General features: G+C 66.8%; 22 protein-coding genes and 1 pseudogene. 6 read left to right on the top strand and 17 right to left on the bottom strand.

The features are described from left to right. Window positions 1–8 precede the first annotated feature (8 nt). The 3 genes from JX552_RS18470 to glnA form a co-directional block, all read right to left on the bottom strand. Window positions 9–1,886 (bottom strand): PPE domain-containing protein, encoded by a 1,878-nt coding sequence (locus JX552_RS18470; protein ID WP_205873419.1) that lies wholly within the window; start codon window positions 1,884–1,886, stop codon window positions 9–11. Window positions 1,887–1,994: 108 nt separating this feature from the next. Then, on the bottom strand, window positions 1,995–2,486 hold the full coding sequence (locus tag JX552_RS18465; protein WP_205873418.1) for a DUF2231 domain-containing protein: 492 nt from the start codon (window positions 2,484–2,486) through the stop codon (window positions 1,995–1,997). A 134-nt stretch (window positions 2,487–2,620) separates the two neighbouring features. Continuing rightward, a complete protein-coding gene (glnA, locus tag JX552_RS18460; protein ID WP_205873417.1) occupies window positions 2,621–4,057 on the bottom strand; it encodes a type I glutamate--ammonia ligase in 1,437 nt (478 codons plus the stop codon). A gap of 228 nt (window positions 4,058–4,285) precedes the next feature. On the opposite strand from glnA, the gene JX552_RS18455 reads away from it, so the two are divergent. Beyond that, window positions 4,286–4,708 (top strand): RDD family protein, encoded by a 423-nt coding sequence (locus tag JX552_RS18455; RefSeq protein WP_205878533.1) that lies wholly within the window; start codon window positions 4,286–4,288, stop codon window positions 4,706–4,708. A gap of 3 nt (window positions 4,709–4,711) precedes the next feature. Here the strand turns inward: JX552_RS18455 and JX552_RS18450 are convergent, their stop codons facing one another. The 4 genes from JX552_RS18450 to lipB all read right to left on the bottom strand — a co-directional run bounded on the left by JX552_RS18450 (window position 4,712) and on the right by lipB (window position 9,825). Next, on the bottom strand, window positions 4,712–7,048 hold the full coding sequence (locus JX552_RS18450; RefSeq protein ID WP_205873416.1) for a PE family protein: 2,337 nt from the start codon (window positions 7,046–7,048) through the stop codon (window positions 4,712–4,714). A 376-nt stretch (window positions 7,049–7,424) separates the two neighbouring features. Then, window positions 7,425–8,177 (bottom strand): DUF4191 domain-containing protein, encoded by a 753-nt coding sequence (locus tag JX552_RS18445; protein WP_205873415.1) that lies wholly within the window; start codon window positions 8,175–8,177, stop codon window positions 7,425–7,427. Window positions 8,178–8,203: 26 nt separating this feature from the next. Then, complete coding sequence (gene lipA, locus JX552_RS18440) at window positions 8,204–9,139, bottom strand: lipoyl synthase (protein ID WP_205873414.1); 936 nt, start codon at window positions 9,137–9,139, stop codon at window positions 8,204–8,206. Beyond that, a complete protein-coding gene (gene lipB / locus JX552_RS18435; protein ID WP_205873413.1) occupies window positions 9,136–9,825 on the bottom strand; it encodes a lipoyl(octanoyl) transferase LipB in 690 nt (229 codons plus the stop codon). The genes lipA and lipB overlap by 4 nt, the downstream gene beginning before the upstream one ends. A gap of 68 nt (window positions 9,826–9,893) precedes the next feature. On the opposite strand from lipB, the gene JX552_RS18430 reads away from it, so the two are divergent. After that, window positions 9,894–10,271, top strand: coding sequence for a DUF1622 domain-containing protein (locus JX552_RS18430; protein WP_205873412.1), 378 nt, complete (start codon window positions 9,894–9,896; stop codon window positions 10,269–10,271). Between the two features lie 215 nt (window positions 10,272–10,486). On the opposite strand, the pseudogene JX552_RS18425 reads toward JX552_RS18430, so the two are convergent. The 7 genes and pseudogenes from JX552_RS18425 to sucB all read right to left on the bottom strand — a co-directional run. Further along, window positions 10,487–10,651, bottom strand: a pseudogene (locus tag JX552_RS18425) (AAA family ATPase); the annotation flags it as partial. Window positions 10,652–10,685: 34 nt separating this feature from the next. Beyond that, the gene (locus JX552_RS18420) at window positions 10,686–12,353 is read right to left on the bottom strand and encodes an acetolactate synthase large subunit (RefSeq protein WP_205873411.1); all 1,668 of its coding nucleotides are present in this window, start codon (window positions 12,351–12,353) and stop codon (window positions 10,686–10,688) included. Beyond that, window positions 12,350–13,009 carry an RraA family protein gene (locus tag JX552_RS18415; RefSeq protein ID WP_205873410.1) on the bottom strand — a complete coding sequence of 220 codons (660 nt, stop codon included), beginning with the start codon at window positions 13,007–13,009 and terminating at the stop codon, window positions 12,350–12,352. The genes JX552_RS18420 and JX552_RS18415 overlap by 4 nt, the downstream gene beginning before the upstream one ends. Before the next feature lie 17 nt (window positions 13,010–13,026). Continuing rightward, entirely contained in the window at window positions 13,027–13,878 is an 852-nt protein-coding gene (locus JX552_RS18410) for a hypothetical protein (protein ID WP_205873409.1), read from the bottom strand. A gap of 26 nt (window positions 13,879–13,904) precedes the next feature. After that, window positions 13,905–14,657: a flavodoxin family protein gene (locus JX552_RS18405; protein WP_205873408.1), complete on the bottom strand. Its 753-nt coding sequence runs from the start codon at window positions 14,655–14,657 to the stop codon at window positions 13,905–13,907. A gap of 78 nt (window positions 14,658–14,735) precedes the next feature. Beyond that, entirely contained in the window at window positions 14,736–15,647 is a 912-nt protein-coding gene (locus JX552_RS18400; RefSeq protein ID WP_205873407.1) for a TIGR01777 family oxidoreductase, read from the bottom strand. Between the two features lie 15 nt (window positions 15,648–15,662). Continuing rightward, window positions 15,663–17,495 (bottom strand): 2-oxoglutarate dehydrogenase, E2 component, dihydrolipoamide succinyltransferase, encoded by a 1,833-nt coding sequence (sucB, locus tag JX552_RS18395; RefSeq protein WP_205873406.1) that lies wholly within the window; start codon window positions 17,493–17,495, stop codon window positions 15,663–15,665. A gap of 240 nt (window positions 17,496–17,735) precedes the next feature. Between sucB and JX552_RS18390 the strand changes: the two genes are divergently transcribed. Continuing rightward, window positions 17,736–19,517, top strand: coding sequence for an SDR family oxidoreductase (locus JX552_RS18390; RefSeq protein WP_205873405.1), 1,782 nt, complete (start codon window positions 17,736–17,738; stop codon window positions 19,515–19,517). Here JX552_RS18390 and JX552_RS18385 read toward each other — a convergent pair. Next, entirely contained in the window at window positions 19,514–19,858 is a 345-nt protein-coding gene (locus JX552_RS18385) for an aminopeptidase (RefSeq protein WP_205873404.1), read from the bottom strand. The genes JX552_RS18390 and JX552_RS18385 overlap by 4 nt on opposite strands. Before the next feature lie 154 nt (window positions 19,859–20,012). On the opposite strand from JX552_RS18385, the gene JX552_RS18380 reads away from it, so the two are divergent. Beyond that, a complete protein-coding gene (locus JX552_RS18380; protein WP_205873403.1) occupies window positions 20,013–20,477 on the top strand; it encodes an SRPBCC family protein in 465 nt (154 codons plus the stop codon). A 145-nt stretch (window positions 20,478–20,622) separates the two neighbouring features. Here JX552_RS18380 and JX552_RS18375 read toward each other — a convergent pair whose 3' ends face one another. Continuing rightward, entirely contained in the window at window positions 20,623–22,173 is a 1,551-nt protein-coding gene (locus JX552_RS18375) for a leucyl aminopeptidase (RefSeq protein ID WP_205873402.1), read from the bottom strand. 63 nt (window positions 22,174–22,236) lie between these two features. Further along, the gene (locus tag JX552_RS18370; protein ID WP_205873401.1) at window positions 22,237–23,394 is read right to left on the bottom strand and encodes an adenylate/guanylate cyclase domain-containing protein; all 1,158 of its coding nucleotides are present in this window, start codon (window positions 23,392–23,394) and stop codon (window positions 22,237–22,239) included. A 14-nt stretch (window positions 23,395–23,408) separates the two neighbouring features. On the opposite strand from JX552_RS18370, the gene gcvT reads away from it, so the two are divergent. Together gcvT and JX552_RS18360 are read left to right on the top strand one after the other, a co-directional pair. Further along, complete coding sequence (gene gcvT, locus JX552_RS18365) at window positions 23,409–24,512, top strand: glycine cleavage system aminomethyltransferase GcvT (protein ID WP_205873400.1); 1,104 nt, start codon at window positions 23,409–23,411, stop codon at window positions 24,510–24,512. A 53-nt stretch (window positions 24,513–24,565) separates the two neighbouring features. Next, window positions 24,566–25,672 (top strand): branched-chain amino acid aminotransferase, encoded by a 1,107-nt coding sequence (locus tag JX552_RS18360; RefSeq protein WP_205873399.1) that lies wholly within the window; start codon window positions 24,566–24,568, stop codon window positions 25,670–25,672. Window positions 25,673–25,686: the final 14 nt, after the last annotated feature.

The following is a 25,686-nucleotide window of genomic DNA, read 5'->3' as shown; positions in this document are numbered from 1 at the left end:
CGGGGTTGCTACGGGACGAATCTGTGGAAGAAGCCGGAGTGTCCGAAATCAGCGATACCGAACTCACTGACGTTTCCGACGCCGGAATTGCGGATACCGATGTTGAAGAATCCAGAGTTCTGGAAGCCCACACCGTTGTTGTCGCCGTTGAAGAATCCCGAGCCCCTATCGCTGGAATTCCAGAATCCCGACCCTCCGAAGCCCGAATTCTCAATACCCGAGGTATCCGGCGCACTGTTGCGCGCGCCTGACGTCTCGTCACCGGCATTGGCAAAGCCAGAGGCGCTGTTGCCCTGATTGAAGAAGCCAGACGTCCCGCTGCCGGTGTTGCCGAAACCGGAGCTGAGACCGGGTCCGTTGACTGAGCTGCCGAAACCGGTATTGAGATTGCCCGAGCTGAAGCCGCCGGTGTTCACGTCACCCGAGTTCGCGAACCCGGTGTTGAAGGAGCCGGCATTGAAGAATCCCGTGTTGCCGCGACCGGAATTGAAGAAGCCGGTGTCGGCTCGCCCGGAGTTGAACATGCCGGTGGACTGGTTTCCCGAGTTGAAGAAACCGGTGCTGAATCGGCCCGAGTTGAACGCACCCGTCACTTCGCTGCCGGAATTGCCGAACCCGGTGTCCTCGAGTCCGGTGTTCCAGAAGCCCGTGCCGGTGCCGCCCGAGTTTTGGAATCCGGTGTTGTTCGTTCCCGAGTTTTCGAAGCCCACGTTGGCGAAGCCGGAATTGAAGAAGCCCACATTGTTGGTGCCGGAGTTGAAGAAGCCGATGTTGCCGGTGCCCGAGTTGCCGAAGCCGATATTGCCGCTGCCGGTGTTCAGGGCGCCAAAGCCGATCTGGTTGTTGCCGGTAAGGCCGATGCCGATGTTGCCATTGCCGGTATTGCCGAAGCCGACGTTGCCGTTGCCGGTGTTCGCGAATCCCCAGTTGCCGTCGCCGGTATTTGCCAAGCCCCGGTTGAAGCTGCCGGTGTTGCCGCTACCGATATTGCCGATGCCATCGGGATTGGTGATTCCCGTATTCGCGAACCCGAGATTGCCTTCGCCTCTGTTGCCGGCACCGACATTCCCTCGGCCGATGTTGGCGAAGCCGACATTCTGATTGCCTTCATTGCCGGCGCCCACGTTGAGGTCACCGTGGTTCCCGCCGCCGAGGTTCGAATTGCCGCGGTTGCCGGCGCCCATGTTCCCATCGCCGATGTTTCCGCTGCCCACGTTGGCATTGCCGGTGTTTCCGCTGCCCGGGTTGGAGCTACCGACGTTGCCGCTGCCCATGTTGCCGCTGCCGGTATTGCCGCTGCCCACGTTGCCAGTGCCCCTGTTGCCGATACCCAGACCGCCGAATCCGGTGTTCCGGAGCAGGTCTTGGAGCGACTCCGGCCAGGGCAACAGTTGTGCGACCGCGGCGGCGGCCGCACTGTGGTATCCGGACATCGCGGCGACATCCTGGGCCCACATCTCCTCGTAGCTGTTCTCGATCGCCGCGATTGCCGGCGCGTTTTGCCCGAACAGATTCGTCAATGCCAGCAAAACGATCTGAGAACGGTTGGCAATCACCGTCATTGGGGCCACGGTGGCCGTCCGTGCCGCCTCGAATATGCCTGCGATCGCCTGCGCCTGACCTGCGGCCCGGGTCGCCGCAGCCGCCGAAACCTCGAGCCACGCGCTGTAAGGACCTGCGGCCGCAGCCATCGCCGCCGCCGCCGCACCCTGCCAACCACCCGCTGTCAAACCTGTGGTCACCGCGGAGAATGAGGCGGCTGACAAACCCAGTTCCTCGCCGAGCGACCGCCACGCCTCGGCAGCCGCCACCAGCGGCGCTGATCCTGCACCGGCGAACATGAGTCCGGAGTTGATTTCGGGCGGAAGTATGGCGAAATTGGTCATTATCGGTCTCCATTGACACGCCGCCACCACTACTCCATGTGGCTCAGTCCAAATTAGCGCAAATTCTCTCCTCGGAGCCGAAGAAGATTCCAGCGAAACCGATCAGGGCTACTTGTTCGGGACCTGTTCGAGATGTGAAATTTCGTTGCCCCAGACCGACCGGGCGCCCGTGTCACCGACACGGTAGATCTGAATCATCGACGCGGCTCCCACCACCACCGTAAGCACGGCGACGACGGCTTTGGCGACCCACCGGGGCTTGTCGGAGCGGCGCTCGACAAGGTGCAGCACTGCCAGCGCGACGGCGACCACCAGCAGGGCCACGGCGAAGTAGACCATCCAGCCGCCTCGCTCCGCGTGTTGTTGCAGGATCGGGTCGGGGTTGCGGCGCAAATCGTAGAGCCACGCGCCGGCTTCGACGGTGATCGGCGCCAACACCATGGTCGCGGTCGCCAGCGCCAGCGTGAGCCACACTATCTGCCCGCGGCGCACGGCCGGCCAGAGCGCGCAGAGGATTTCGAGACCCGCGGTCAGCGGGACGAGGACTACCAGGAAGTGAACGAGGAGGACGTGCGTCGGCAACCCGCTGAAGACGGTCATGGGACTCCTGGCACTTGGTGTGGCTGCCTTTCGATCCTGGCAGTAGTCGCTAAGTGGAACCTGCCCGACACCCGAAACGAAACCACCCGCGCAGCAATCGGATTACCGCGCGGGTGGTGTCGTCTACTCAGCCTTTAGACGTCGTAGTACAGCGCGAACTCGTAGGGGGTGGGCCGGATCTGGACAGGCAGGATCTCGTTCTCCCGCTTGAAGTTGATCCACGTCTCGATCAGGTCGGGAGTGAACACGCCACCCTCGGTGAGGTACTCGTGGTCCTCCTCGAGCTTGTCGATCACCGCCGACAGCTGGGTGGGAGCCTGCGGGATGTTCGCAGCCTCCTCCGGCGGCAGCTCGTAGAGGTCCTTGTCGACCGGCGCCTGCGGCTCGATCTTGTTCTTGATGCCGTCCAGGCCGGCCATCAGCATCGCCGCGAACGCCAGGTAGGGGTTACCCGAGGAGTCGGGGCAGCGGAACTCCAGCCGCTTGGCCTTCGGGTTGCTGCCGGTGATGGGGATGCGCACGCACGCCGACCGGTTGCGCTGGCTGTAGACCAGGTTGATCGGGGCCTCGTAACCGGGCACCAGCCGCTTGTAGGAGTTCACCGTCGGGTTGGTGAACGCCAGCAGCGACGGCGCGTGGTGCAGCAGGCCACCGATGTAGTGGCGGGCAGTGTCCGACAGGCCGGCATACCCGGTCTCGTCGTACATCAGCGGGCTGCCGTCTTTCCACAGCGACTGGTGGGTGTGCATGCCCGAACCGTTGTCACCGAACAGCGGCTTGGGCATGAAGGTGACGGTCTTGCCGTTGGCCCACGCGGTGTTCTTGACGATGTACTTGTACAGCTGCATGTCGTCGGCAGCGTGCAGCAGCGTGTTGAACTTGTAGTTGATCTCGGCCTGGCCACCGGTGCCCACCTCGTGGTGGCCCTTCTCCAGGCTGAAGCCCGCCGCGATCAGGTTCTGCAACATCTTGCTGCGCAGGTCGACGTAGTGGTCGACGGGGGCCACCGGGAAGTAGCCGCCCTTGGGGCGGACCTTGTATCCGCGGTTGGGGCTGCCGTCGGCCTCGGTCGCCGAACCCGTGTTCCACCAGCCGGAGATCGCGTCGACCTCGTAGAACGATCCGTTGGTGCGCGAGTCGAAGGCCACCGAGTCGAAGATGTAGAACTCGGCCTCGGCACCGAAGTACGCGGTGTCGGCGATGCCGGTGCTGATCAGGTAGTTCTCAGCCTTGCGGGCGACGTTGCGCGGGTCGCGGGAGTAAGGCTCAAGAGTGAACGGGTCGTGCACGAAAAAGTTCAGGTTCAGCGTCTTGGCCTGGGTGAACAGGTCGACCTGCGCGGTTTCCGGGTCCGGCAGCAGCAGCATGTCGGACTCGTGGATCGACTGGAAACCACGGATCGACGAGCCGTCGAAGGCCAGGCCGTCTTCGAACACGCTTTCGTCGAAGAACGAGATCGGAATGGTGAAGTGCTGCATGATGCCGGGCAGGTCACAGAAACGGACGTCGACAAACTCGACGTTTTCGTCTTTGGCAAGTTTGAAGACGTCGTCGGGCGTCTTATCCGTCACAGAAGGCTCCTTTACTTGGTGATTCGCGGCCGACGCTAGAAAGCTCTTGTTGCCCGTCGGTCAACCCCGTGTTGCGCAGAGGTTACGTACCACAGCTGCTGCAACAGCACCCGGTTGACCACCGGGCCCTATTGTGAAGACCATGGCCCGCAAGATCGTAACTGGTCGACCGCCGACGCTGAATGGCCGATGCCCACGGCGGGCGCCCGCGGTGACCGGACATCGCCGATGACGCCGCAATCACCAGCCGGTTACCCCGGCGAAACCCTCGGCCTACCGCGGACCGGGCCCCGCTCAATGGCGCCGATGGGACGCCGCCTGTTGGCGCTGCTGGTCGACTGGTTGATCGCGGGCGGGCTCGCGCTGCTGGCGCTGACGCTCGGCGCAATCTCGGACACGTTGTTGTCCACGGTGCAAGCGGTGGTGTGGCTGGTCATCGGCGCGGTGTCGGTGCGACTGTTCGGCTTCACACCGGGGCAACTGGCATTGCGTATCCAGGTGGCGGCGACCGACGGCCGATTGCCGATCGGCATCGGCCGCGCCCTGGCCCGCGGATTGCTGATCTTCCTGGTGGTCCCGCCGTTGTTCACCGATTCGGACGGGCGAGGTTTGCAGGACCGGTTGACCAGGACCGCGGTGCTACGCCGCTGAAGCTCAGCCGTTGGCGCCGGCGCTGCCGGCTGTGCCGGGCAGCGTGCTGCCCTGCCCGCCGGTGCCGCCGGTGCCGCCGCCGGCGCCCTGGTTGAGGCCACCACTGCCGCCGTTACCGCCGAAGCCGATCCCGGTGGCGGCGCGACCGCCGCTTCCGCCGTTACCGCCCTTGATGACGCCGGCGTCGCCGGCATATCCGTCGCCACCAGCGCCGCCGTTGCCGAGCAGCATTCCGGCGTTGCCGCCACTACCGCCGGCACCGCCCAGCTGGCCGCCGCTGCCACCGTCACCGCCATTGCCCCACAGCGCTCCGCCGTTGCCGCCGTTGCCGCCTTGCGAGCCGCCGGTGAAGCCGAATCCGCCGAGTCCGCCGTTGCCGCCGTTTCCGATGAGCCCGACGGCACTGCCGCCGTTGCCGCCGATCCCGCCGACTCCGCCTGCGCCGCCGCCGATCCCGCCGAGTCCGCCGTTGCCGCCGAAGCCGAACAGTTGACCGCTGGCGCCACCGTTGCCGCCGGACCCGCCGCTGCCGAACACGCCGTAGCCGCCCACCCCACCGGCTCCGCCGTTACCGACCAGGGAGGCTGCGTTGCCGCCGGTGCCACCAGCCCCGCCGGTGCCCCCGGGGCTGGTGGCGGTGCCGCCGTTGCCGGCCAGTCCGCCGTTGCCGAACAGGCGCCCGCTGGCGCCTCCGCCGCCGCCGCTGCCGCCGGTGCCGTTCGTGGTGGCCCCGCCGGCGCCGCCGGCCCCGCCGTCGCCGACGAGTCCCAGCACGCTGCCGCCGCGACCGCCGACGCCACCCGCGCCGCCCAGCGTGTTGTCGCCGCCGGAGGCTCCGGCGCCGCCGTTGCCGAACAGCAGGCCGCCGGTGCCGCCGCTGCCGCCGGCCGCCGCCTGAGCGAGCGCGGAAGCGCTCTGCCCGCCGACGCCGCCGGCTCCGCCGTCGCCGACCAGACCGATCGCATTGCCGCCGCTGCCCCCGGCTCCGCCGATCCCTGCGGCACCGAGGCCGCCCGCTCCGCCGTTACCGCCGAAGCCGATCACCAGGCCGCCGTTACCGCCGCTGCCGCCGTTGCCGCCGCCGCCCGCTAAACCGTTGCCGCCGAGACCGCCGGCCCCGCCGTTGCCGATTACGGTGAGCGCGCTGCCGCCGGCGCCGCCGGCCCCGCCGGTGCCTACGGCGCCGACCGCCATGCCACCATGGCCGCCGATCCCGCCGTTACCCAAGAGGTGACCGCTACCGCCGCCGGCACCTCCGGCCCCGGCAACCCCGGTGGTGGTGTGCCCGCCGGCGCCACCGGCCCCACCGTCTCCGATCAGCCCGAGTACGTTGCCGCCGGCGCCGCCGGCGCCACCTGTGCCGCCGAAGATGTTGTATCCGCCGGCGCCGCCGGCGCCGCCGTTTCCGAATAGCCAGCCGCCGGTGCCGCCGTTACCACCAGCGGGCGCCACGGCGAGCGGGTCGCCGGTTTGTCCGCCGAGGCCACCCGCCCCGCCGTTGCCGACGAGCCCGAAGACGTTGCCGCCGTTTCCGCCGGCTCCGCCGACGCCAGCGGCGCCGACGCCGCCGGCGCCGCCGTTGCCCCCGACTCCGAAGAGCACGCCGCCGCTGCCGCCGCTGCCACCCGCACCCCCGACGGTGCCCAGCCCCCCGGTTCCGCCGGCCCCGCCGGTGCCGACCAGCCCGGTCACGTTGCCGCCGGTGCCGCCGGCCCCGCCGGCCCCGCCGAGGCCGAGACCGCCGATACCGCCCGAGCCGCCGTTGCCGTACAGCCACCCGCCCGCGCCCCCGGCGCCACCGGCCGTGCCGCCGCCGCCGGCACCGCCCGATCCGCCATTGCCGAACAGGCCGGCGGCCCCACCGTTACCGCCCTGCTGGCCTGCCGCGCCTGAACCGCCGTTACCGCCGTTGCCGAACAACAGCCCACCGGCCCCGCCGCTTTGGCCGGTACCTGGCCGCCCGTTGACGCCGTTGCCGATCAGCGGCCGTCCCAGCAGCGTCTGAGTCGGCGCGTTGATCGCGCCGAGCGGATTCTGCTGAATCGTCTGCAGGGACGCATTCACCGCGTCGGCGCTGCCGTACGCGATCCCGCCCGCGGTCAAGACCCGCACAAACTCGTCGTGGAAGGTCGTCGCCTGGGCACTGACGGCGCGATAGACCTCGCCATGGCCGTTGAACAGTTCGGCGATGGCGAGCGACACCTCGTCGGTGCCGGCGGCCAGCAACTCGGTCGTCGACGCCACCGCGGCGTGGCTGGCCGCACTGACGGCCGACCCGATGCCCGACAGATGAGAAGCCGCGGCCGCCACCCTGTCCGACGACACGATCACAAACGACACTGCTGTCCTCCCGCCCTTGAGACCCGGATACCGAGTCGCGTTGAACTGCTCGGAATATCAGCCGCAAACGTACGGGGGAATATGACAGAATTGATACTAGTTTATCAAATTGTTATCAACGGTGTGCTATCGACGATGCCAATGTTGATTGCGTATACAAATTGCCGCAATGGGACAATTTATCAGCAATTTGTCAAATGGCTTTACAGTGCGAAAACTATTACAGGCACCACGAACATGCTGGCAGGCGACACCAGACCCGGCTCTTCCTCGGTGCCGCAGATGGGGCGTCGCAACCACGGCAGGCACGACAAATACACCCGCAAACTGAATTCAAATCAGGCGAATTTCAGCCGACTGCGACACGAGGGCCGAATTACTTGCGGCGCACTGTGCGCTGTACACCGCGCATCTTGCCGGAGTTGGGCAGCGGCCCTTTTGGCATCATGGCGGCGCCGGCCCGCGAACCGAGCGCAGCCAACCGGGATTCCAACGTATCCATCTGCTTGGCCGTGATGTTCGCCGGAAGGCGATTCAAGTGACGCTCCAACTTCGCCAACGCGACCTCGCCGTCGCCATTGCCCACGATGATGTCGTAGATCGGCACATCGCCGACCACCCGCGCCGTGCGCTTCTTCTCCTGCGCGAGCAGGGGTTTGACGCGAGTCGCCGAACCCTCACCGACCAGGATGACACCGGGCCGGCCGATTACGCGGTGCACCGCATCGAAGTGGCCGGTCGCGGCCACCCCGGGGGTGACGCGCCACTTACCCCGCAGGTTGTCCAGCACCCAAGCGGCAGCGCCGGTCTGGCCCTCGGCCTGCTGGAAGACGCTGCGCTGAGCCCGACGACCGAAGATGATGAACGCCACCAGCGCGCCCAGCAGCAGACCGATCGGGATCATCATGATCATCGTCAGCCCGCCGGCCCACACCCCGACCGCGACACTGGCCGCCACGATCAGAACGAATGCGCCGATCATGTACGGCAGCAGACGCTTATCCTGCTTGCGCTGCATGTTGAACGCCTGCCACAGCTGAGCGCGGCGTTGTTTGGAAGCAGCCTTGCGGGCGGCCGCCGCCTCAGCCTTGGCGGCCTTGTTCTCGGCAGCAGTTCGGGATTTCGCCATAGTCACTAAGGATACGTACGCGGCGGTCAGCCGGGTGTCGAGGTGCGCGCCGTCCGGGCCTGCTCGTAGAGGCGGCCGGCCCGGTAGGAGGAGCGAACCAGCGGCCCGGCCAACACTCCGGCGAAGCCCAGCCCTTCGGCGAACCGGGCGAACTCGACGAACTCATCGGGTGCCACCCACCGCTCCACCGGATGGTGGCGAGCAGTGGGCCGCAAGTACTGGGTGATGGTGACGATGTCGCAGCCGGCGGCGTGCAGATCGGCCAGCGCGGTGCGCACCTCGTCGGGAGTTTCACCCAGGCCCAGAATGAGGTTGCTCTTGGTGACCAAGTTGTCCTCGCGTGCCGCGGTGAGAACGTCCAGACTGCGTTGGTAGGTAAAGGCGGGACGGATCCGCTTGAAGATGCGCGGCACCGTTTCCACGTTGTGCGCCAACACTTCCGGCCGGGACCGGAAGACCGCGGCGAGTCGGGCGGGTTCGCCGTTGAAGTCCGGAACCAGCAGCTCGACGCCGGTGGACGGGTTGAGCTCCTTGATCGCCCGCACCGTCTCGGCGTACAGCCAGGCACCGCCGTCGGGCAGGTCGTCGCGGGCGACGCCGGTGACCGTTGCGTAGCGCAGCCCCATCGTCTGCACGCTTTCGGCCACCCGGCGGGGCTCGTCGCGGTCGAGTTCGGCGGGCTTGCCGGTGTCGATCTGGCAGAAATCACAGCGACGGGTGCACTGGTCACCGCCGATCAGAAAGGTCGCCTCACGGTCCTCCCAGCATTCGAAGATGTTGGGGCAGCCGGCCTCTTCGCATACGGTGTGCAGGCCCTCGCGCCGGACCAGGCTTTTGAGTTCGGTGTATTCCGGTCCCATCCGGGCGCGGGTCTTGATCCACGGCGGTTTGCGCTCGATGGGGGTCTGGGCGTTGCGCACCTCGAGGCGCAGCAATTTTCGACCCTGGGGAGCGACAGTCACATAGTCGATGCTACGCGGCCGGCCAAGTGATCCCGGACTGGCAGCGTCCCGTCCAGGGCGTCGCACACGGCGTCAGCGACCGCGGTTCTGACGCCGTCCACGGCGATGTGACGGCCCAGTTCGACGGACAACGACGTCACTCCGGCGTCGGTGATGCCGCACGGCACGATCGTGGTGAACGACTTCAGGTCGCAGTCGCAGTTCAGCGCCAACCCGTGCAGCGTCGTCGAGCGCGCCACCCGCACCCCGATCGCGGCGACCTTGCGGGCGGGCCGGCCCGGCACCCAGACACCGGAGCGTCCCTCCACCCGTCCCGCGTCCAGGCCGAGGTCGCCACAGACTTTGATCAGCGCTTCCTCGAGACGACGCACGTAGTTCACCACGTCGAGGGGTTCGGCCAGACCAATGATCGGATAGCCGACCAGCTGCCCGGGACCGTGCCAGGTGATCTTGCCGCCGCGATCGGTGTCGACGACGGGTGTGCCGTCCTGCGGCCGTTCGTGCGCCTCGGTACGCCGGCCGGCCGTATAGACGGCCGGATGCTGCAGCAGCAGGAGGGTGTCGGGACCGCCGCCGACCCGCGCATCGGCCCGCTCGCGCTGTAGTTGCCAGGCGTCCAGGTAGTCGATCGTGCCGAGTTGCCGGACTTCGATGGGGGCGGGGCTGGACCGGATTGAACCCCTCACCTGAGCGAGGTTACGCCGTTTCGCCAAGTGCGGGTCCGACAGCTCGATCAGCCGCTAATCTGCCTGCCATGAATCTGCTGCAGATCGTGGATCACGTCGGCTCGGCCATCGACGTCGCAGGTGTCTCGGTGATCGTGATCGGCTGTGTCATCGCCTGTTCGCTGTTCGTTGCGCGGGTCGCGCGCCAGCCCGATCAGGCGTACCGCGACCTGCGCAACAACCTGGGGCGGTCGATTCTGATCGGCCTGGAATTCCTGGTGGCCGGCGACATCGTCAAGACGATCGTCGTGACGCCCAACGCGCAGCACGTTGCGGCCCTGGCCGGCGTGGTGGCGATCCGGACTTTCCTGAGCCTCTCGCTGACTGTGGAGATGACCGGGCGGTGGCCATGGCGGGAAGGAGACGACGCGGGGTCGATCCCGGCCTCGACGGCCACCGACGGGTAAGGATCGCCCGGCCCAGGTGTCCGAACGATCGTCACCGTCGTAGTCGATGACCACCACTTCCGCGTCCTGGACGGCACCACAGAGCTGTCACTGCACGCACGGACATCAATTAGGCCCATCCGCAACTTCAACGCCACCGCCCCCGCCAACGGTAGGCCGCGGACTTCAACCGGGGCCAGCTGATGGGCGTCCCCGACCAACACGGTCTTGCAGCGAGCGGCGGTTGTCGCGGCCAGGAGTTGGTGCAGTGGTGGGGTGCCGATCATGGCGGCCTCATCAACCACCACCAAGTCCAGATGCCCGAGTGCGAGGCTGCCATCCTGGAGCGAGTTGAGGACTTTGATGACGGTGTATCCCGTGTCGCCGGCGCCTTCGCGCACGGCGACGTCGACCGCCCGCCCGAGGCCCGGTGAGCTAACGTCCGATCTGGGCGCAGTCGACCGAGCGCATCTCCTGCATCAGCGCCATGTTCTGGTGGGGGTCGACCGGGGCGTCGATGATGTGCACGCCGCCCGCCCTGGCGGCCTCCTCGAGGACAGCGCCGAACCGGGCCGGATCGTCGAGGCGATGCCCGGTGGCGCCATAGCTGCGGGCCAGGGCCACGAAGTCAGGATTGTCGAAATCGACGCCGTAGCGCTGATATCCGTCGGCGACCTGCTTCATGGCGATCATGCCCAGGCTCTTGTCGTTGAACACCACCACGATCAGATCCAGGCGCAGCCGCACTGCCGTCTCGAGATCCTGGATATTCATGGCGAACCCGCCGTCACCGGTCAGCACCACCACCTTGCGCTCGGGATGGACGAGCTTGGCCGCGATCGCGGCCGGCAGGCTGATACCCATCGACCCGAGCGCGTGGTCGATCAGCATGGTGTTGGGCTGGCGGGCATTGAAATTCCTTGTGGCCCACATCATGTGGATGCCGTTGTCGAGCGACAGGATATCCTCGTCGGCCATGAAGGCACGCAGCGTCGCGATGAGGTGGCCCTGCTTGGCCGGGAAAGACGTGTCGGTTGCCGAGCGTGCGATGCTATCCCGCATCGCTTCGGCCAGGCGCCGGAAGCCTTCGTGGTCCCAGGCGGAGTTCGGCGTCAGCTGCGCGGTGAGCCGCTCCAGCGCGTCGGCCATGTCGCCGACGAGCTGAGCCTGCGGAAAGTAACCGTTGTCACCCTGAGCGGCAAAGGGATTGAGGTGGATGACGGTTTGGGTGCCGTCGGCCCGCATGAACAGGGTCGGCTTTTCCATGACGTCGTGTCCGACGTTGAGAATCACATCGGCCGCCTGGATGGCGCAGTTCGGATAGTCGGCGGGCATGATCGAACAGCCCACATAGAGCGGATGGTCCTCGTCGGCGACGCCCTTGCCCATCATCGTTGCGACGAAGGGAATCTGGGTCTTGTCGATCAGCGCGCGCACGGCTGCTGCCACCTCGGGCCGGTTGGCGCGGGTGCCGCCGCCGACCATGATCAGCGGGCGGCTGGCTTGCTGGATCAGGCCCGCCGCAACGTCGATGCTCTGCTGCGTCGCGACGGGTATCTGACTGTGCAGGCAGGGAACTGACGGGCCGAGCTCGGTGTCGCGAGCCACATCGTCGGGCAGCTCCAGGTGCGACGGACCTTGGCGTTCCTCTAGCGCCGACATCATCGCTTGTCGCACCAACGACCCGGCCATTGCGCCGGAGGGGATCTTGGCTGCGAACTTGGTGATCGGGCGCATCACGTCGACCACGTCGACCAGCTGGTACTGCCCCATCCTGTTGTCGCGCACCGCCTTTTGTCCGGTGATCACCAGCATCGGCATGGCTGCCAGGTACGCGTGGGCCACCGGCGTCGTCAAGTTCATCGCACCCGCGCCCAGCGTCGACATGGCAACAGCCAGCTTGCCGGTGAGCCGCCCATAGGCGGCCGCGGCGAAGCCCGCGGCCTGCTCATGACGAAACAGGATGAAGGTGATGCGGCCGTCTTTGCGCAGCGCCTCCATGAAGTGAAGGTTCTCGTCACCAGGGATGCCGAAGACGTATTCGACCCCTTCGTCGGCCAGGGCGTTGACCAACTGCTCGCTGGTATTGGCCGGGGTGCTCACAGCTCGCCGCTGCCCTGATTCAGCACAGTCTCGGGGTCTTCGTTCTTCAGGCTGTCCTTGGCGGCATCCATCTTGTGCATGATGTTGCGGGCCTTGGTCAGGATCGCCTCCGCCTCGGCGCCCGGGATCACCACGGCCGTGGATCCTTTGGCGAAGATGACGTCACCGGGCACGACCGTGACGCCGCCGACGGAGATCGGGACGTCGGCCAGGTAGGGCTGGACCTCGTTGCCGCCGGCCCGCACCGTCTCGCCCCTGCTGTAGGTGGCGAACCGATAGGTGTTCAGCTCTTCGTAGTCGCGTAGCTTGCCATCGGTGAGAATGCCTGCCATGCCGAGGTTTTCCACCCGGCTGAGTTTGGTGCCTCCGCCCAGCGACGTGTGGGGGTACCCGTTGGACGCCATCACCAGCACCGCTCCGGCGGGGTCATGCTTGGCGACGGCCCGGTAGATGGCCGGCCCGAGGCTGTGCTTCTCCGGGTCCATCAGGTCTTTGCGCACCGGCAGATAGGAGATCGTCACCGCCGGGCCGATGAGCACCCGGCTGGGGTCCGGGCTGTCGAGTTCGATGATGTGGGCGCGGTGCGCATGCGTCATCGTCATCGCGTCGACCACATCGGCGACTCCGAGGCCTGTTACCAACTCGGTCAGCTTCATGCCTATCATCTCTCCAATCACTGGATGTTCTCTTGTGGGCCAACGGGCAGCATCCGCAGCAGCAGGCTCACGATCGGAATCATGCGCCCCATCGCGTGTGGTATCAGCCGTTCCAGCGAAGTTCGCACGGCTGTCGTCGTCGAAGCGTCGGGGAGGCCGGTGCTGCCCAGGGCTCCGCTGACCGCGACACCGCGCCGTCTGCCGTCCTCGACGACGGCGTCGACGGCCGCCAGCAACGATCCGCTGTCGTGCAACGGTTGCAGGGCCGCGTAGTAGAGGACCAACATCCCCGGCCAGCGGGCCAGATTCCTGGGCAAACTGACCTGCAAGGCGCGCCCCGCGCCGCGGGCGCCGATCAGGTTGACGGCACGGACCAGTTCCGCGACATGGGGTGGCATCTGGTCGAAATTCAGCGGGCTCAGCACCGGTGGCGGCGGCGCCGTGCCTGACCGTGGTTGTACAGGCGGGCACGGCGGTGGCGTCGCTCCGTGCAACCGCGCCAGGACCGCGCAGAACGCCACGGTGTTCAGCGGATTACCCCGGTCGTATCCGTAAAGTGTTGCCTTGATTACAGTTTCGTGGTCGCTTTCGATGCCGATGGCACGCAGCGCCGCCCTAGGGAAGCGGGGGACCGGAGGCAGCTCCGGTGCGGCGCGCAGCTCGTCGGCCGCCGCGTACACGGCGCCGTTGGCATACAGCGGCTTCAGCGTCGCCCAGGTCCAGTCCAGACCGCCCGGGATGGAGGCGAGGTGGCGCCACACCAGGTTGACGAACGACATCCCGAGTGTCGTTCGAATGTCGTCGTAGAGTTCGGCGATGTGTCCGGTCGCTTCGGCCTCGCTGACGCTGGGAAGCGGATCACCTTGCATGGCTGAGTCGATGGCTCGACGAAGGATCAGTCCGGCATGTTTTCGCGCATGTACTTGATGGCCTGCTTCATCGCAGCCATCTTGACTTGGTTGCGCCGCATCATCGTTGCGTTCTGTTCGGCGATATTGACGGTGTAAGGGTTGTCGCGCAGCAATTTGGCGGCGAACAGCAGGTTGATGGCGGTCAACTCGGCGTTGCGCCGCACGTACGGTGACAGTTCGCCGCCCGCCTCGATGTAACTGGCTCCCGGCCCGGCGTCGCCCACCCAGTAGAGGTCGGTGTTGGGCGGGACGGTGACGCCGAAGTGCAACAGGTTGGCAAAGGTGTTGGCGACGCAGTCATGGCTGCCGTCCTCATTGCCGGTCACCACACATCCGGCAGCGGTTCCGTATAGCGGGAACTGGCCGGTGCGTTCGCACATCACCGTCTTGGTGGTGCCGTCCAGGCGCTCGATCACCCGCTGCATTACCGAAGAGCGCACCCCCATCCAGATCGGCATTGCGGGCACAATAATGTTGCAGCGCTTGACTTTTTCCAAAATCAACGGCCACTCGTCGCCATCGCCTTCGTCGTTTCCGACGCCGGGCTTCACGTCGTAGTCGACGACGCGGACGATCTCGGTTTCGATGTCCGGTTCGTGAGCCTTGAGGCGTTCGATCAGTAGATTGCACAACGCCTCGGTATTCGATGTTTCCGGGCCCTTCTTCAGGGTGCAATTCAAGAAGAGCGCGTAGAGCGGCCCTTCCTTCTTCAGCTCATGAAAAACCGAGGCAGTCACGCTTCTCCATCGTCCGTCGGGTCGGCTGATACGGGCCGGAAGAAAGATACCGCAAGAGCGACGGAAAGGGGAGAGTGTTCAATCCTGTTCGCGACGGGCGGTGGCGTAGTCGAGCGCCTCGCCAACTGTGTTGTGGTAAAACTTGAAACCAGCCTGCTCCAAGGCCGTCGGGATGGCCCGTTGACCGGTCAGCAGTCCTTCGTCGGCGAACTCCCCGAGCGCCGCGCGCACCGCGAAGCCCGGCAAAGTCATCGGGGTCGGACGGTTGACTGCCCGGCCGAAGGCGGTGGTGAACTCCGCGTTGGTCACCGGCGCCGGTCCGGTCAGGTTCACCGGACCGGACAGCGTCGGGTGGAAAATGGCAAACAGCAGCGCCCGGACCTCGTCTTCCAGGCTGATCCACGACATGTACTGACGGCCGCTACCGAGTCGCGCGCCCAGCCCCACCGAGAACACCGGTCGCATCATCCGCAGCGCGCCGCCCGAGGGGGCCAGCACGATACCCGTCCGGGCCAGCACCACCCGGGTGCCTTCGTACTGTGCCGGTAGCGTGGCCGCCTCCCAGTCCACACACAATTGTGCGAGGAAACCCCGCCCGGCGGCATCGGTTTCGTCGACCACCCGGTCTCTGGTGTCGCCGTAGTAACCCACCGCGCTGGCGTTGATCAGCGTGCCGACCCCCGCATCGGCGACGGCTGCGGCCAGGACTTCGGTCGGCGCGAGCCGGCTGTCGCGCAGGCTCTGCTTGAACGCTCCCGACCATCGTCGCTGGCCGATGTTGACGCCACACAGGTTGACCACGACATCAACATCGGCGAGTGCATCCGGGTCGAATTCGCCGCTTTCCGGATTCCAGTGCAGCTCATCGGAATTCGACGGGGTGCGACGCACGATACGCAGCACTTCGTGGTCGGCCGCGCGCAGCGCCGCGGTCAGCGCCGAACCGATCAAGCCAGACGAACCCGCAATCGCGATCACCGCTTCGGCCACGGTTCGGGGTCCTGCCTAAAGCCCCAGGTCGGCCTCGAAGGCCCCCTCTTCGAGTCGGTGCTTGATCGTGGTCAGGAAACGTCCGGCATCCGCGCCGTCGATGAGTCGGTGGTCATAGGTCAGCGGGAGGTAGCTGACCGACCGGACACCGATGGACTCGTTGCCGAACTCGTCGACGACCACCCGGGGGCGTTTGACGATGGCCCCGGTGCCCAGCATCGCGGCCTGCGGCGGCACCAGGATAGGGGTGTCGAACAGCGCACCCTGGCTGCCGATATTGGTGATGGTGAAGGTGCCACCGGACAACTCGTCGGGCTTCAGGTTGCCCGAGCGGGCCCGGGCGGCGATGTCGGCGATCGCGCGGGCCAGACCGGCCAGCGACAAGTCGCCGGCGTTGTGGATGACGGGGGACAGCAGTCCCTGCTCGGTGTCGACGGCGAACCCGAGGTGTTCGGCGTCGTAGTAGGTGATTTCCTTGGTTTCTTCGTTGTAGCTCGCATTGATGTTCGGGTGGATCTTCAGGGCGTCGATGGCCGCCCGCGCGATGAACGGCAGGAAGGTCAGGTTCACCCCCTCACGCTCGGCGAAGGCCGTCTTGGCACGGTTGCGCAGCGCCACGATCTTGGTCATGTCGACTTCGTGAGTCTGCGTGAGCTGCGCGGTGGCCTGCAGGGACTCGCGCGTCTTAGCGGCGGTGATCTGGCGGATCCGGCTGGCCTTCTGCTTGGTGCCCCGCAGATGGGCCAGCGCCGGGGCAGGGGCGGCCGGCTTTGCCGCGGGTGCCGACGGCTGGGCGGCCGGTTTGGCCTCCTCCTTCGGTTGGCTTTTCTCCGCTGTCTTTTCAGCGAACGCCAGGACGTCCTGTTTGCGGATGCGCCCACCCACGCCGGTGCCGGTCACTTCGGTCAGGTCGACGTTGTGTTCGGCGGCCAGTTTGCGCACCAGTGGCGTCACATACGGGCCGCCTTCGGAGGCGGCATCGCCTTCTGGTTGCGGCTTCGACTCCTGCTTGGGCTCTTCTTTGGGCACAGGCTTTTGTTCTGGCTTGGGCTCGGGCTTCGGTTCCGGCTCCTTCTTGGCTTCCGGCTCCGGCTCCGGCTCCGGCTCCGGTTCGGCCTCCGCTTTGTCCTCACTGGGTTGGGTTTTCGGCGTCGGGGCTGAACCCCCGCCGGAGTCGGAGCTGCCGACCTTGGCCAATTCCCCACCGACCTGCACCACGTCGTCTTCTTCCGCGGTGATGCTGACCAGCACGCCGGCCACCGGGGAGGGGATCTCGGTGTCCACCTTGTCGGTGGACACTTCCACCAGCGGCTCGTCCACCTGGACGGAGTCGCCGACCTTCTTCAGCCAGCGCGTCACGGTTCCCTCGGTCACCGATTCGCCCAATTCCGGCATCAGCACCGGCGTCGCGTCACTGCCGCCTCCGGAGGACCCCTGTTCGGGCTCGGGTTCGCTCTCCGGCTCTGCCTGGGCCGGTTCTTCGGCCGCGGGGGACTCCGCCGAGGCTTCCTCCTCCTGGGCCGGCTCGGACTCCTGAGCCGGCTCGGACTCCTGAGCCGGCTCGGACTCCTGGCCGCCGCCCTGACTGGTGTCCTGCCCGCCGTCGTCGGCAGAGTCTCCGATGAGTGCCAACTCGCCGCCGACCTCTACCGTGTCGTCCTCCTGGGCGATGATTTTGGTGAGCACGCCCGCGGCCGGGGACGGGATTTCGGTGTCAACCTTGTCGGTCGAGACTTCGACCAGCGGCTCGTCGACTTCGACCGTGTCGCCCTCCTGCTTGAGCCAGCGGGTGACCGTTCCCTCGGTGACGCTTTCACCAAGTGCCGGCATCTGGACGGAGAAGGCCATCTCTGTTGACTCCTCGAACGGTCGTCGGATCGGCGCAGATCGACCTCTGGCTTACCACACCGTCAGCAACCGGGTCGGCAAGCCATGTCGAGGTCAAAACCTATCCTTTCACTCTGCCACCGGCTAGCTACATTCAGGGCGCGGCGACTTCAGGTGCGTGTCGCGTCGGTCGGTCTTGCTACGGTGTGGCCACTGGTTCCCGAATCGATCCCAACGACGCGTGGCAGGTGCGGAGGTTTGATGCCGGCAACACAACATGCACCCCAGCAGTTCGTCGACAGCGCGGACGGTGTGCGGATCGCGGTCTACGAAGAAGGCAACCGCGAGGGGCCGACCGTCGTGCTCGTGCACGGCTGGCCAGACTCACATGTGTTGTGGGATGGCGTGGTTCCACTGCTGGCGCAACGGTTCCGGGTGGTGCGGTTCGACAACCGCGGCGTCGGACTGTCGTCGGCGCCCAAACCGGTGTCCGCGTACCGCACCGCCCGAATGGCCGACGACTTCGCCGCGGTGATCAGCGAGCTGAGCCCCGGTCAGCCGGTCCATGTGCTGGCGCACGACTGGGGTTCGGTGGCGGTCTGGGAGTACCTGAGCCGGCCGGGCGCCGGTGACCGGGTCGCGTCGTTCACCTCGGTCTCCGGCCCGGCCCAGGATCAGTTGGTCAGCTTCATCTTCGGCGCATTGCGTCAGCCGTGGCGGGTCCGCAGACTCGCCCAGGCGATCTGCCAGGTTCTGCGGTTGACCTACATGGCCTTCTTCTCGATCCCGGTGCTGGCGCCGCTGCTGCTGCGACTGGCGCTGTCGCGCGCCGCGGTGCGACGCAGGATCGTCGACAACATCCCCGTCGAGCAGATTCACCACTCCGACAAGCTGCCGAGCGACGCAGCGACCTCGGTGAAGACCTATCCCGCTAACTACTGGCGCTCGTTTTCCGGCAAGTTCCGCCGCCAGGGTGTGCACAGCATCGACACACCGGTGCAACTCATCGTCAACACCAGAGATCAGTACGTGCGCCCGCACGGATACGACGAGACGGCTCGCTGGGTGCCGCGGCTGTGGCGCCGCGACATTCGCGCCGGGCATTTCTCACCCATGTCCCATCCGCAGGTGATGGCCGCCGCGGTACACGATTTCGCCGATCTGATCGAGGGCAAGCAGCCGAGCCGGTCGATGTTGCGGGCGCAGGTCGGGCGCCCGCGCGGTTACTTCGGCGACACGCTGGTGTCGGTGACCGGAGCGGGCAGCGGCATCGGCCGTGAAACCGCGATCGCGTTCTCGCGTGAAGGCGCCGAACTGGTGATCAGCGATATCGACGAGGCCACCGTGAAGGAGACAGCCGCCCAGATCGCGGCGCGCGGCGGTGTCGCCCACGCCTACGTGCTCGACGTTTCCGATGCCGATGCCGTCGAGTCGTTCGCCGAACGGGTCTGCGCTGAGCACGGTCTGCCCGACATCGTCGTCAACAACGCCGGCATCGGTCAGGCGGGCGGCTTCCTGGACACCCCGGCCGAGCAGTTCGATCGCGTGCTGGACGTCAACCTCGGCGGCGTGGTCAACGGTTGTCGGGCGTTCGGCAGGCGGCTGGTTGAGCGGGGGACCGGTGGGCACATCGTCAACGTGTCGTCGATGGCCGCCTACGCGCCGCTGCAGTCGCTCAGCGCGTACTGCACATCCAAGGCCGCCACGTTCATGTTCTCCGACTGCCTGCGGGCCGAACTCGACGCCGCCGACGTCGGGCTGACCACGATCTGCCCCGGCGTCATCGACACCAACATCATCGCGACCACCCAGTTCAGTGCCGGCGCCAAGGACGATGAGGTGGTCGACGGCCGGCGCGGCCAGCTGGACAAGATGTTCGACCTGCGCAGCTATGGGCCCGACAAGGTCGCCAACGCCATCGTGTCCGCGGTCAAGAAGAACAAGCCGATCCGGCCGGTGACCTTTGAGGCTTACGCGCTCTACGGCCTGTCCCGGGTGCTGCCGCAAGCGTTGCGCAGCACCGCGCGGATGAAAGTGATCTAAACGTCGAGCTTCGCCCCCCTGGTGCGTTGCACTAGGGACGCACCGGCGACACCGACGATGCCGATCACTGTCAGCGGAATCGTCCACATCCGCCGGCTGGACCCGGCGGACTCGCACTGAGCCACGAAGTCGGTGTGCGGGATGATCTCGTTGAGGATCGGGATGTTGGCGCCGTTGCGGTCGTTTGCCGCCCGGGCACCGGAGAGATCGGCGGCGAACCCGTTTCCGCAGGACACCGTTCCGCCGTTGCTGTTGGACACCTGGACAGGCACCAGCAAGCCAATCACGCCGGCCGCCAAGAGCGCTGCGCTCACCGCGATGATTAACCGTCGTACCGTCACTTTTCGGCCTTTCCTGAGCAGGATCTTGCTGCTCCGGTAAGTAACCGCTGCGGTTCTGAGCTAAACCCTGCGATGTTTGCCAGGGGCGTTTGCGGTACTTTGCGGCGGCCGGGGTACCCCACGTGGGTGAGTGCACCGTGGAAGGGGACATGTCATGACTTTGACGAAGGGGTTGAGCACCATCCGGGACGTGTCGGCGTCCCGCCAGGCCGTGTGGGACGTCATCGCCGACGGCTGGACGTACACGCAGTGGGTAGTCGGGAACAGTCGCACTCGTGCGGTCGACACGAACTGGCCGCAGCCCGGTTCAGCGATCAAGCACTCGGTCGGTGTGTGGCCCTTGGTGATCGACGACAAAACGGAGGTCGAAAGCTGCACGCCGGGTGCGGAACTCGTGCTCAAGGCCCGCGTCGGGCTGTTCGGTGCTGCTCGAATTACCCTGCGGCTCAGCGATAATCCGGACGGATGCCGGATCGAGATGAGCGAGGTGCCGGTTACCGGGCCGGCCAGCCTGCTGCCCGACCGGCTGGCCCTGGCGGCGGTTTACCCGCGTAATCGGGAGTGTCTGTGGCGCCTGGGTGCCCTGGCCGAACGTCTCAAGCCCAGCCAGGTCGGATAACTGCGGACGTGATCGATGCCGCGGTTCTGATCAGGGCCGGCCACAAGGGCTCGCCGGGGACGCTGATGAAGTCAGAGAGGGACGCAGCGCCTCCGGTCGCTCACGCTCTACGACACAGCGCGCGGTCGTCGGAGTCCAGCGCCCGTCAGCCCCGCTCGGAAATGTCTTCCAGCACAGCGAACATGGTGCGGGTCGGCACGCCGGTGGCGCCCTTGGGCGTGCAGCCCCACGGGCTGCCGGTGTTGTAGGCCGGACCGGCGACATCAATGTGCGCCCACTGCACCGACTCGGCGACGAACTCGCGCAGGAACACTCCGGCCACCAGCATGCCGGCGAATCGCTGACCGCTGACGTTGGAAAGGTCGGCCACCGTCGACTTCAGGTCGTCCTTGAGCTCGTCGGGCAGTGGCATCGGCCAACCGTTCTCGCCCACCCGCTGCGAGATCGCGGCGACACGGTCCCGGAACTCCTCGCTGCCCATCACGCCGGGGATGCGGGCACCGAGCGCCACCGTCTGCGCGCCGGTCAGGGTGGACGTTTCGATCAGATAGTCCGGGTTGTCCTCGCACGCCCGCACGATCGCGTCGGCAAGAATGAGCCGGCCCTCGGCGTCGGTGTTCTGCACCTCGACGGTGATCCCACCGTACTGGGTCAGCACGTCGCCGGGCCGTTGTGCTGTCCCCGACGGCATGTTCTCTGCCACGGGAACCGTGGCGATCACATCGATAGGCAGCTGCAGCTGGGCGGCGAGGGTGACCGTCGCGATGACCGCGGCGGCCCCGCCCATGTCCGAAGTCATGTAGTGCATCGACGCGGCCGGCTTGATCGAGATGCCGCCGGTGTCGAAGGTGACGCCCTTGCCGACCAGCGCGACCTTCTTCGCCCGCTTGGGGTTCTTGGCCAGCCGCGACCCGCGATGAATCAATCGCACCAACCGGGGCAACCGCGAGGATCCCTGGCCCACCCCCAACAGGCCCCCGTAGCCCGCTTTCTTCAGCGCCTTATCGTCGAGCACCTCTACTTCCAGGCCCACCGATTCCCCTAAAACCCTTGCCCGCGAGGCGAATTCGGCTGGGAAGAGGTGACTCGGTGGAGTGTTGACGAAGTCGCGCGCGGTGGCCACGGCGGTGGCGACGGCCGCAGCGTGCGCGCTCTGCTTCTTGGCGTCCCGACTAGACGACAGCACGGTGACCTTGCGCAGTCCGGCGTCTTTGGGAGCGGTCTTGGCGCTGCGGAAGGCGCTGAACCGGTAGCTGCCCAGGATCAGGCCCTCCACCGCGGCTTCGCAGATTCCCTGACCTGGCAGATCTGCCAGGGTGGTGATGACGGCTTCGCTGGTGCCGAGCGAACGAGCCGCGGCGCCAGCTGCGCGACGAACCAGATCGGTCGGCCACTCCTCGCGTTGCTTGCCCAGTCCGATCGTCAGCACGCTGGCCACCGGCAGCGACGACACCACCAGTCGGTGTACCTGCTCGGTGCCGCCGGTGGCGCCCAGCGCCCTCAGCCCGGCCTCGATCTCGGCCACCGCCTCGGCGGGCAGCAGTGCGGCACCGGCGGCGACGGTGGCGCCAGGTTCGTCTTTGTCGCCAGCCGAGACGACCGGCACCAGCAGGACCGAGGACCCTACACCCCGTTTGGGCAGGGATGTTGCAACGTTGACGGTGGGAGCCTGGTAGCCCGAAGAGGTGGTGGTCACGGCGAATAACCCTAATCGGAGGACGATGCCGGGCGCTCTGCGGCCGGAGTCCGACGATCCGGACTACCGGCCGCAGCGCAGTCTCGTCGGGCCGGTGCCGTGTTCGCCGTCCCCGGCGCGCAGCTCGAAGGTCGGCACCGGCGCATCAAAGCCCTTGAGCTGCAACGGCCCATGCGGTTGCGCTGGCCAGTCCGGCAGCTGCTCGTGCAGCGCCGCATCCGTCAGGATCTGACCCGGTGCCGCGGCGGCCACCAGGCGCGCCGCCAGATTGACCGCGTTGCCGAAGTAGTCGCCGTTGATCGCCAGGACGGTGCCGAAGGCAAGGCCGGCGCGGACCCGCAGCCCCTCCTCACGAGCTTTAGGGTGTTCGACGAGATCGACGGCGGCGTTGGCCAGCTGCTCGGGCGACGCGCTCACCCACATCACCTCGTCGCCGATGAACTTGACCACCCGGCCGCCGTCGGCATGGACCACGTCGGATACCGCGCCGGCGAACTCGTTGAGCAACTCCGACAGCTGCGCCGGGGTGAGCGCCTGGGTGAGCGCCGTGAAACCCGAAAGGTCGGCAAAACCGATGCCGCACACCACATTCGATGAGGTGTCGCGGATGACGCCCTCGAAGTGGGTGCGGGCGCTGGTGAGATGGTGACGGTGCACGATGTCGATCAGAGCCCCGATCCGCGGGACGAACTCGGCGACCGAGCGGTAGGCCTGGGCGGTGGCGAACTCGTCGTGGGTGTGGGTCATCTGGATGTCCGGCGTGCCGGCGCGGATGAGCGTCGACTCAGCCTCGGCAAGCCGGGCCATCGCGGCGCCGAGCACCCGCAACAGGCCCAGTGCACCCTCCTCGCCGACCACCGCCTTCAACGCCACCCAGGTGGCCAGGGCGTCGACGTCAGCCTGGCTCAGCGCCGGCACGTCCAGACCGGCGAACGTCAGGCCCAGCAGTCCCCACGCGTGAGCGACCTGCGCGGCAGTCAACCCGAGTTGTTCGGCGGCGGCCGCCACGGTGTAGGTGGGGGTACCCGACCAACCCAGAACGTCGCCGGCCAGCCCGAACAACCGGCCCCGCCGCTCGGCCTCCGCCATCTCCTCGAGGGTGAAGCCCAGGTCGTCCAGATACTTGATCAGGTCCGCGCGCTCGCGCGGGTTGGCGATCCCGGCGGCTTCCATCGCATCCCAATCGAACACCTGCCCAAGTGTGCCAGCAGGCAGGCGCATTAGGGTGGGACGCCGTGAGCGACGCGCCAAATCTCCTGCATGGACCACTGGAAGACCGCCACCGCGAACTAGGTGCGAGTTTTGCCGAATTCGGCGGCTGGCTGATGCCGGTGTCCTACGCCGGCACCGTCGGCGAGCACAACGCCACCCGCACCGCCGTCGGACTGTTCGACGTGAGCCACCTGGGCAAGGCGCTGGTGCGTGGCCCGGGTGCGGCGCAGTTCGTGAACTCCGCGCTGACCAACGACCTGCGGCGTATCGGCCCAGGCAAGGCGCAGTACACGTTATGCTGCACCGAATCCGGCGGCGTCATCGATGACTTGATCGCCTACTACGTCGACGACGACGAGATCTTCCTGGTGCCGAATGCCGCCAATACCGCGGCCGTGGTGGCGGCACTGCGGGCTGCCGCACCGGCCGACCTGACCGTCACCGACCTGCATCGTGACTACGCGGTGCTCGCCGTGCAGGGGCCCCGCTCCTCCGACGTGCTCACCGCGCTGGGCCTGCCGACCGAGATGGACTACATGGGCTACGCCGACGCGACGTATTCGGGTGTTCCGGTCCGGGTCTGCCGCACCGGATACACCGGCGAGCACGGCTACGAATTGCTTCCGACGTGGGATTCGGCGGGAGTGGTGTTCGACGCGCTGGTGGCCGCGGTCGCCGACTCCGGCGGTCAGCCCGCCGGTCTGGGCGCGCGCGACACCCTGCGCACCGAGATGGGTTACCCGCTGCACGGGCACGAACTGTCGCTGGATATCTCGCCGCTGCAAGCTCGCTGCGGCTGGGCGATCGGCTGGAAGAAAGACGGTTTCTTCGGCCGTGACGCGCTGCTGGCCGAGAAGGAAGCCGGCCCGCGGCGGCTGTTGCGTGGGCTGCGCACCACCGGCCGGGGGGTGTTGCGCCCCGGGCTGACCGTGCTCGATGGCGACAAGGCGGTGGGCACCACCACGTCGGGCACCTTTTCGCCGACCCTGCAGCTGGGCATCGCGCTGGCGCTGATCGACTCCGACGCCGGGGTGCAGGACGGCCAGCAAATCACTGTCGACGTCCGCGGCCGCGCCGTGGAGTGCGAAGTGGTACGTCCGCCGTTCGTCGAGCTGAAAACCCGGTAGGGACCAATTCGCGTGGCAAAAACCCGTTCGCGCAGGGTTATAGAATCAGCCGCATGACCAGCGGCCCTCTCGAGTTCACGGTTTCGCGCGCGGCAAATCCCGCCACCGAGGCCGAGCGGGTAGCGATCCTCGAAGACCCCGGTTTCGGCAAGTACCACACCGACCACATGGTCTCGATCGACTACACCGACGGCCGGGGATGGCACGACGCTCGTGTGCTCGGGTACGGCCCGATCGAGCTGGACCCGTCGGCCATAGTGCTGCACTACGCGCAGGGAGTGTTCGAAGGGCTCAAGGCCTATCGCTGGGCCGACGGCTCCGTGGTGGCGTTTCGCGCCGACGCGAACGCCGCCCGGATGCGCTCGTCGGCGCGGCGGCTGGCGATGCCGCAGCTGCCCGAGGAACTGTTCCTCGAATCGTTGCGACAGCTCATTGCAGTCGACAATCAGTGGGTCCCCAAGGCCGGCGGCGAAGAGGCGCTCTATCTGCGTCCGTTCATGATCGCCACCGAGCCTGGCCTGGGGGTGCGGCCCGCCAAGGAGTATCGCTATCTACTCATCGGCTCGCCGGCCGGCGCGTATTTCAAGGGCGGCATCAGCCCCGTCACGGTCTGGGTGTCGACGGAGTACGTCCGGGCGAGTCCGGGCGGCACCGGAGCGGCCAAGTTCGGTGGTAACTACGCCGCCTCGCTGCTGGCCCAGGCGGAAGCCGCCGAACACGGCTGCGACCAGGTGGTGTGGCTGGACGGAGTGGAACGCCGCTATGTCGAGGAGATGGGTGGGATGAACCTGTTCTTCGTGCTCGGCAGTGGCGGCTCCGCACGGCTGGTCACGCCGGAGTTGTCCGGTTCGTTGCTACCGGGAATCACCCGAGACTCGTTGTTGCAGTTGGCCCTTGACGCCGGTTTCGCGGTCGAGGAACGCAAGATCGATATCGAGGAATGGGAGAAGAAGGCCGCCTCCGGTGAGATCACCGAGGTGTTCGCGTGCGGCACCGCCGCCGTCATCACCCCGGTCTCGCGGGTGAAATTCGGCGACGGCGAGTTCACTATTGCCGACGGAAAATCCGGCGAGGTGACCATGGCATTGCGCGACACGTTGACCGGGATCCAGCGTGGCACCTTCGCCGACACGCACGGGTGGATGTCCCGGCTGGGTTGAGTCACGCTCGGTGC

Source organism: Mycobacterium gordonae (genome assembly GCF_017086405.1).
Classification (GTDB): Bacteria; Actinomycetota; Actinomycetes; order Mycobacteriales; family Mycobacteriaceae; genus Mycobacterium; species Mycobacterium gordonae_D.
The sequence above is the reverse complement of the archived record's forward strand: the minus strand, read 5'-3'. Positions and strand labels throughout refer to the sequence as shown.

Excerpts from the sequence above, each read along its gene's own strand:
- JX552_RS18470 (WP_205873419.1), bottom strand. The coding sequence starts at position 1,886 with ATGACCAATTTCGCCATACTTCCGCCCGAAATCAACTCCGGACTCATG.
- JX552_RS18465 (WP_205873418.1), bottom strand. The coding sequence starts at position 2,486 with ATGACCGTCTTCAGCGGGTTGCCGACGCACGTCCTCCTCGTTCACTTC.
- JX552_RS18455 (WP_205878533.1), top strand. The coding sequence starts at position 4,286 with ATGACGCCGCAATCACCAGCCGGTTACCCCGGCGAAACCCTCGGCCTA.
- JX552_RS18445 (WP_205873415.1), bottom strand. The coding sequence starts at position 8,177 with ATGGCGAAATCCCGAACTGCTGCCGAGAACAAGGCCGCCAAGGCTGAG.
- JX552_RS18430 (WP_205873412.1), top strand. The coding sequence starts at position 9,894 with ATGAATCTGCTGCAGATCGTGGATCACGTCGGCTCGGCCATCGACGTC.
- JX552_RS18415 (WP_205873410.1), bottom strand. The coding sequence starts at position 13,009 with ATGAAGCTGACCGAGTTGGTAACAGGCCTCGGAGTCGCCGATGTGGTC.
- JX552_RS18410 (WP_205873409.1), bottom strand. The coding sequence starts at position 13,878 with ATGCAAGGTGATCCGCTTCCCAGCGTCAGCGAGGCCGAAGCGACCGGA.
- sucB (WP_205873406.1), bottom strand. The coding sequence starts at position 17,495 with ATGGCCTTCTCCGTCCAGATGCCGGCACTTGGTGAAAGCGTCACCGAG.
- JX552_RS18390 (WP_205873405.1), top strand. The coding sequence starts at position 17,736 with ATGCCGGCAACACAACATGCACCCCAGCAGTTCGTCGACAGCGCGGAC.
- JX552_RS18380 (WP_205873403.1), top strand. The coding sequence starts at position 20,013 with ATGACTTTGACGAAGGGGTTGAGCACCATCCGGGACGTGTCGGCGTCC.
- JX552_RS18370 (WP_205873401.1), bottom strand. The coding sequence starts at position 23,394 with ATGCGCCTGCCTGCTGGCACACTTGGGCAGGTGTTCGATTGGGATGCG.
- JX552_RS18360 (WP_205873399.1), top strand. The coding sequence starts at position 24,566 with ATGACCAGCGGCCCTCTCGAGTTCACGGTTTCGCGCGCGGCAAATCCC.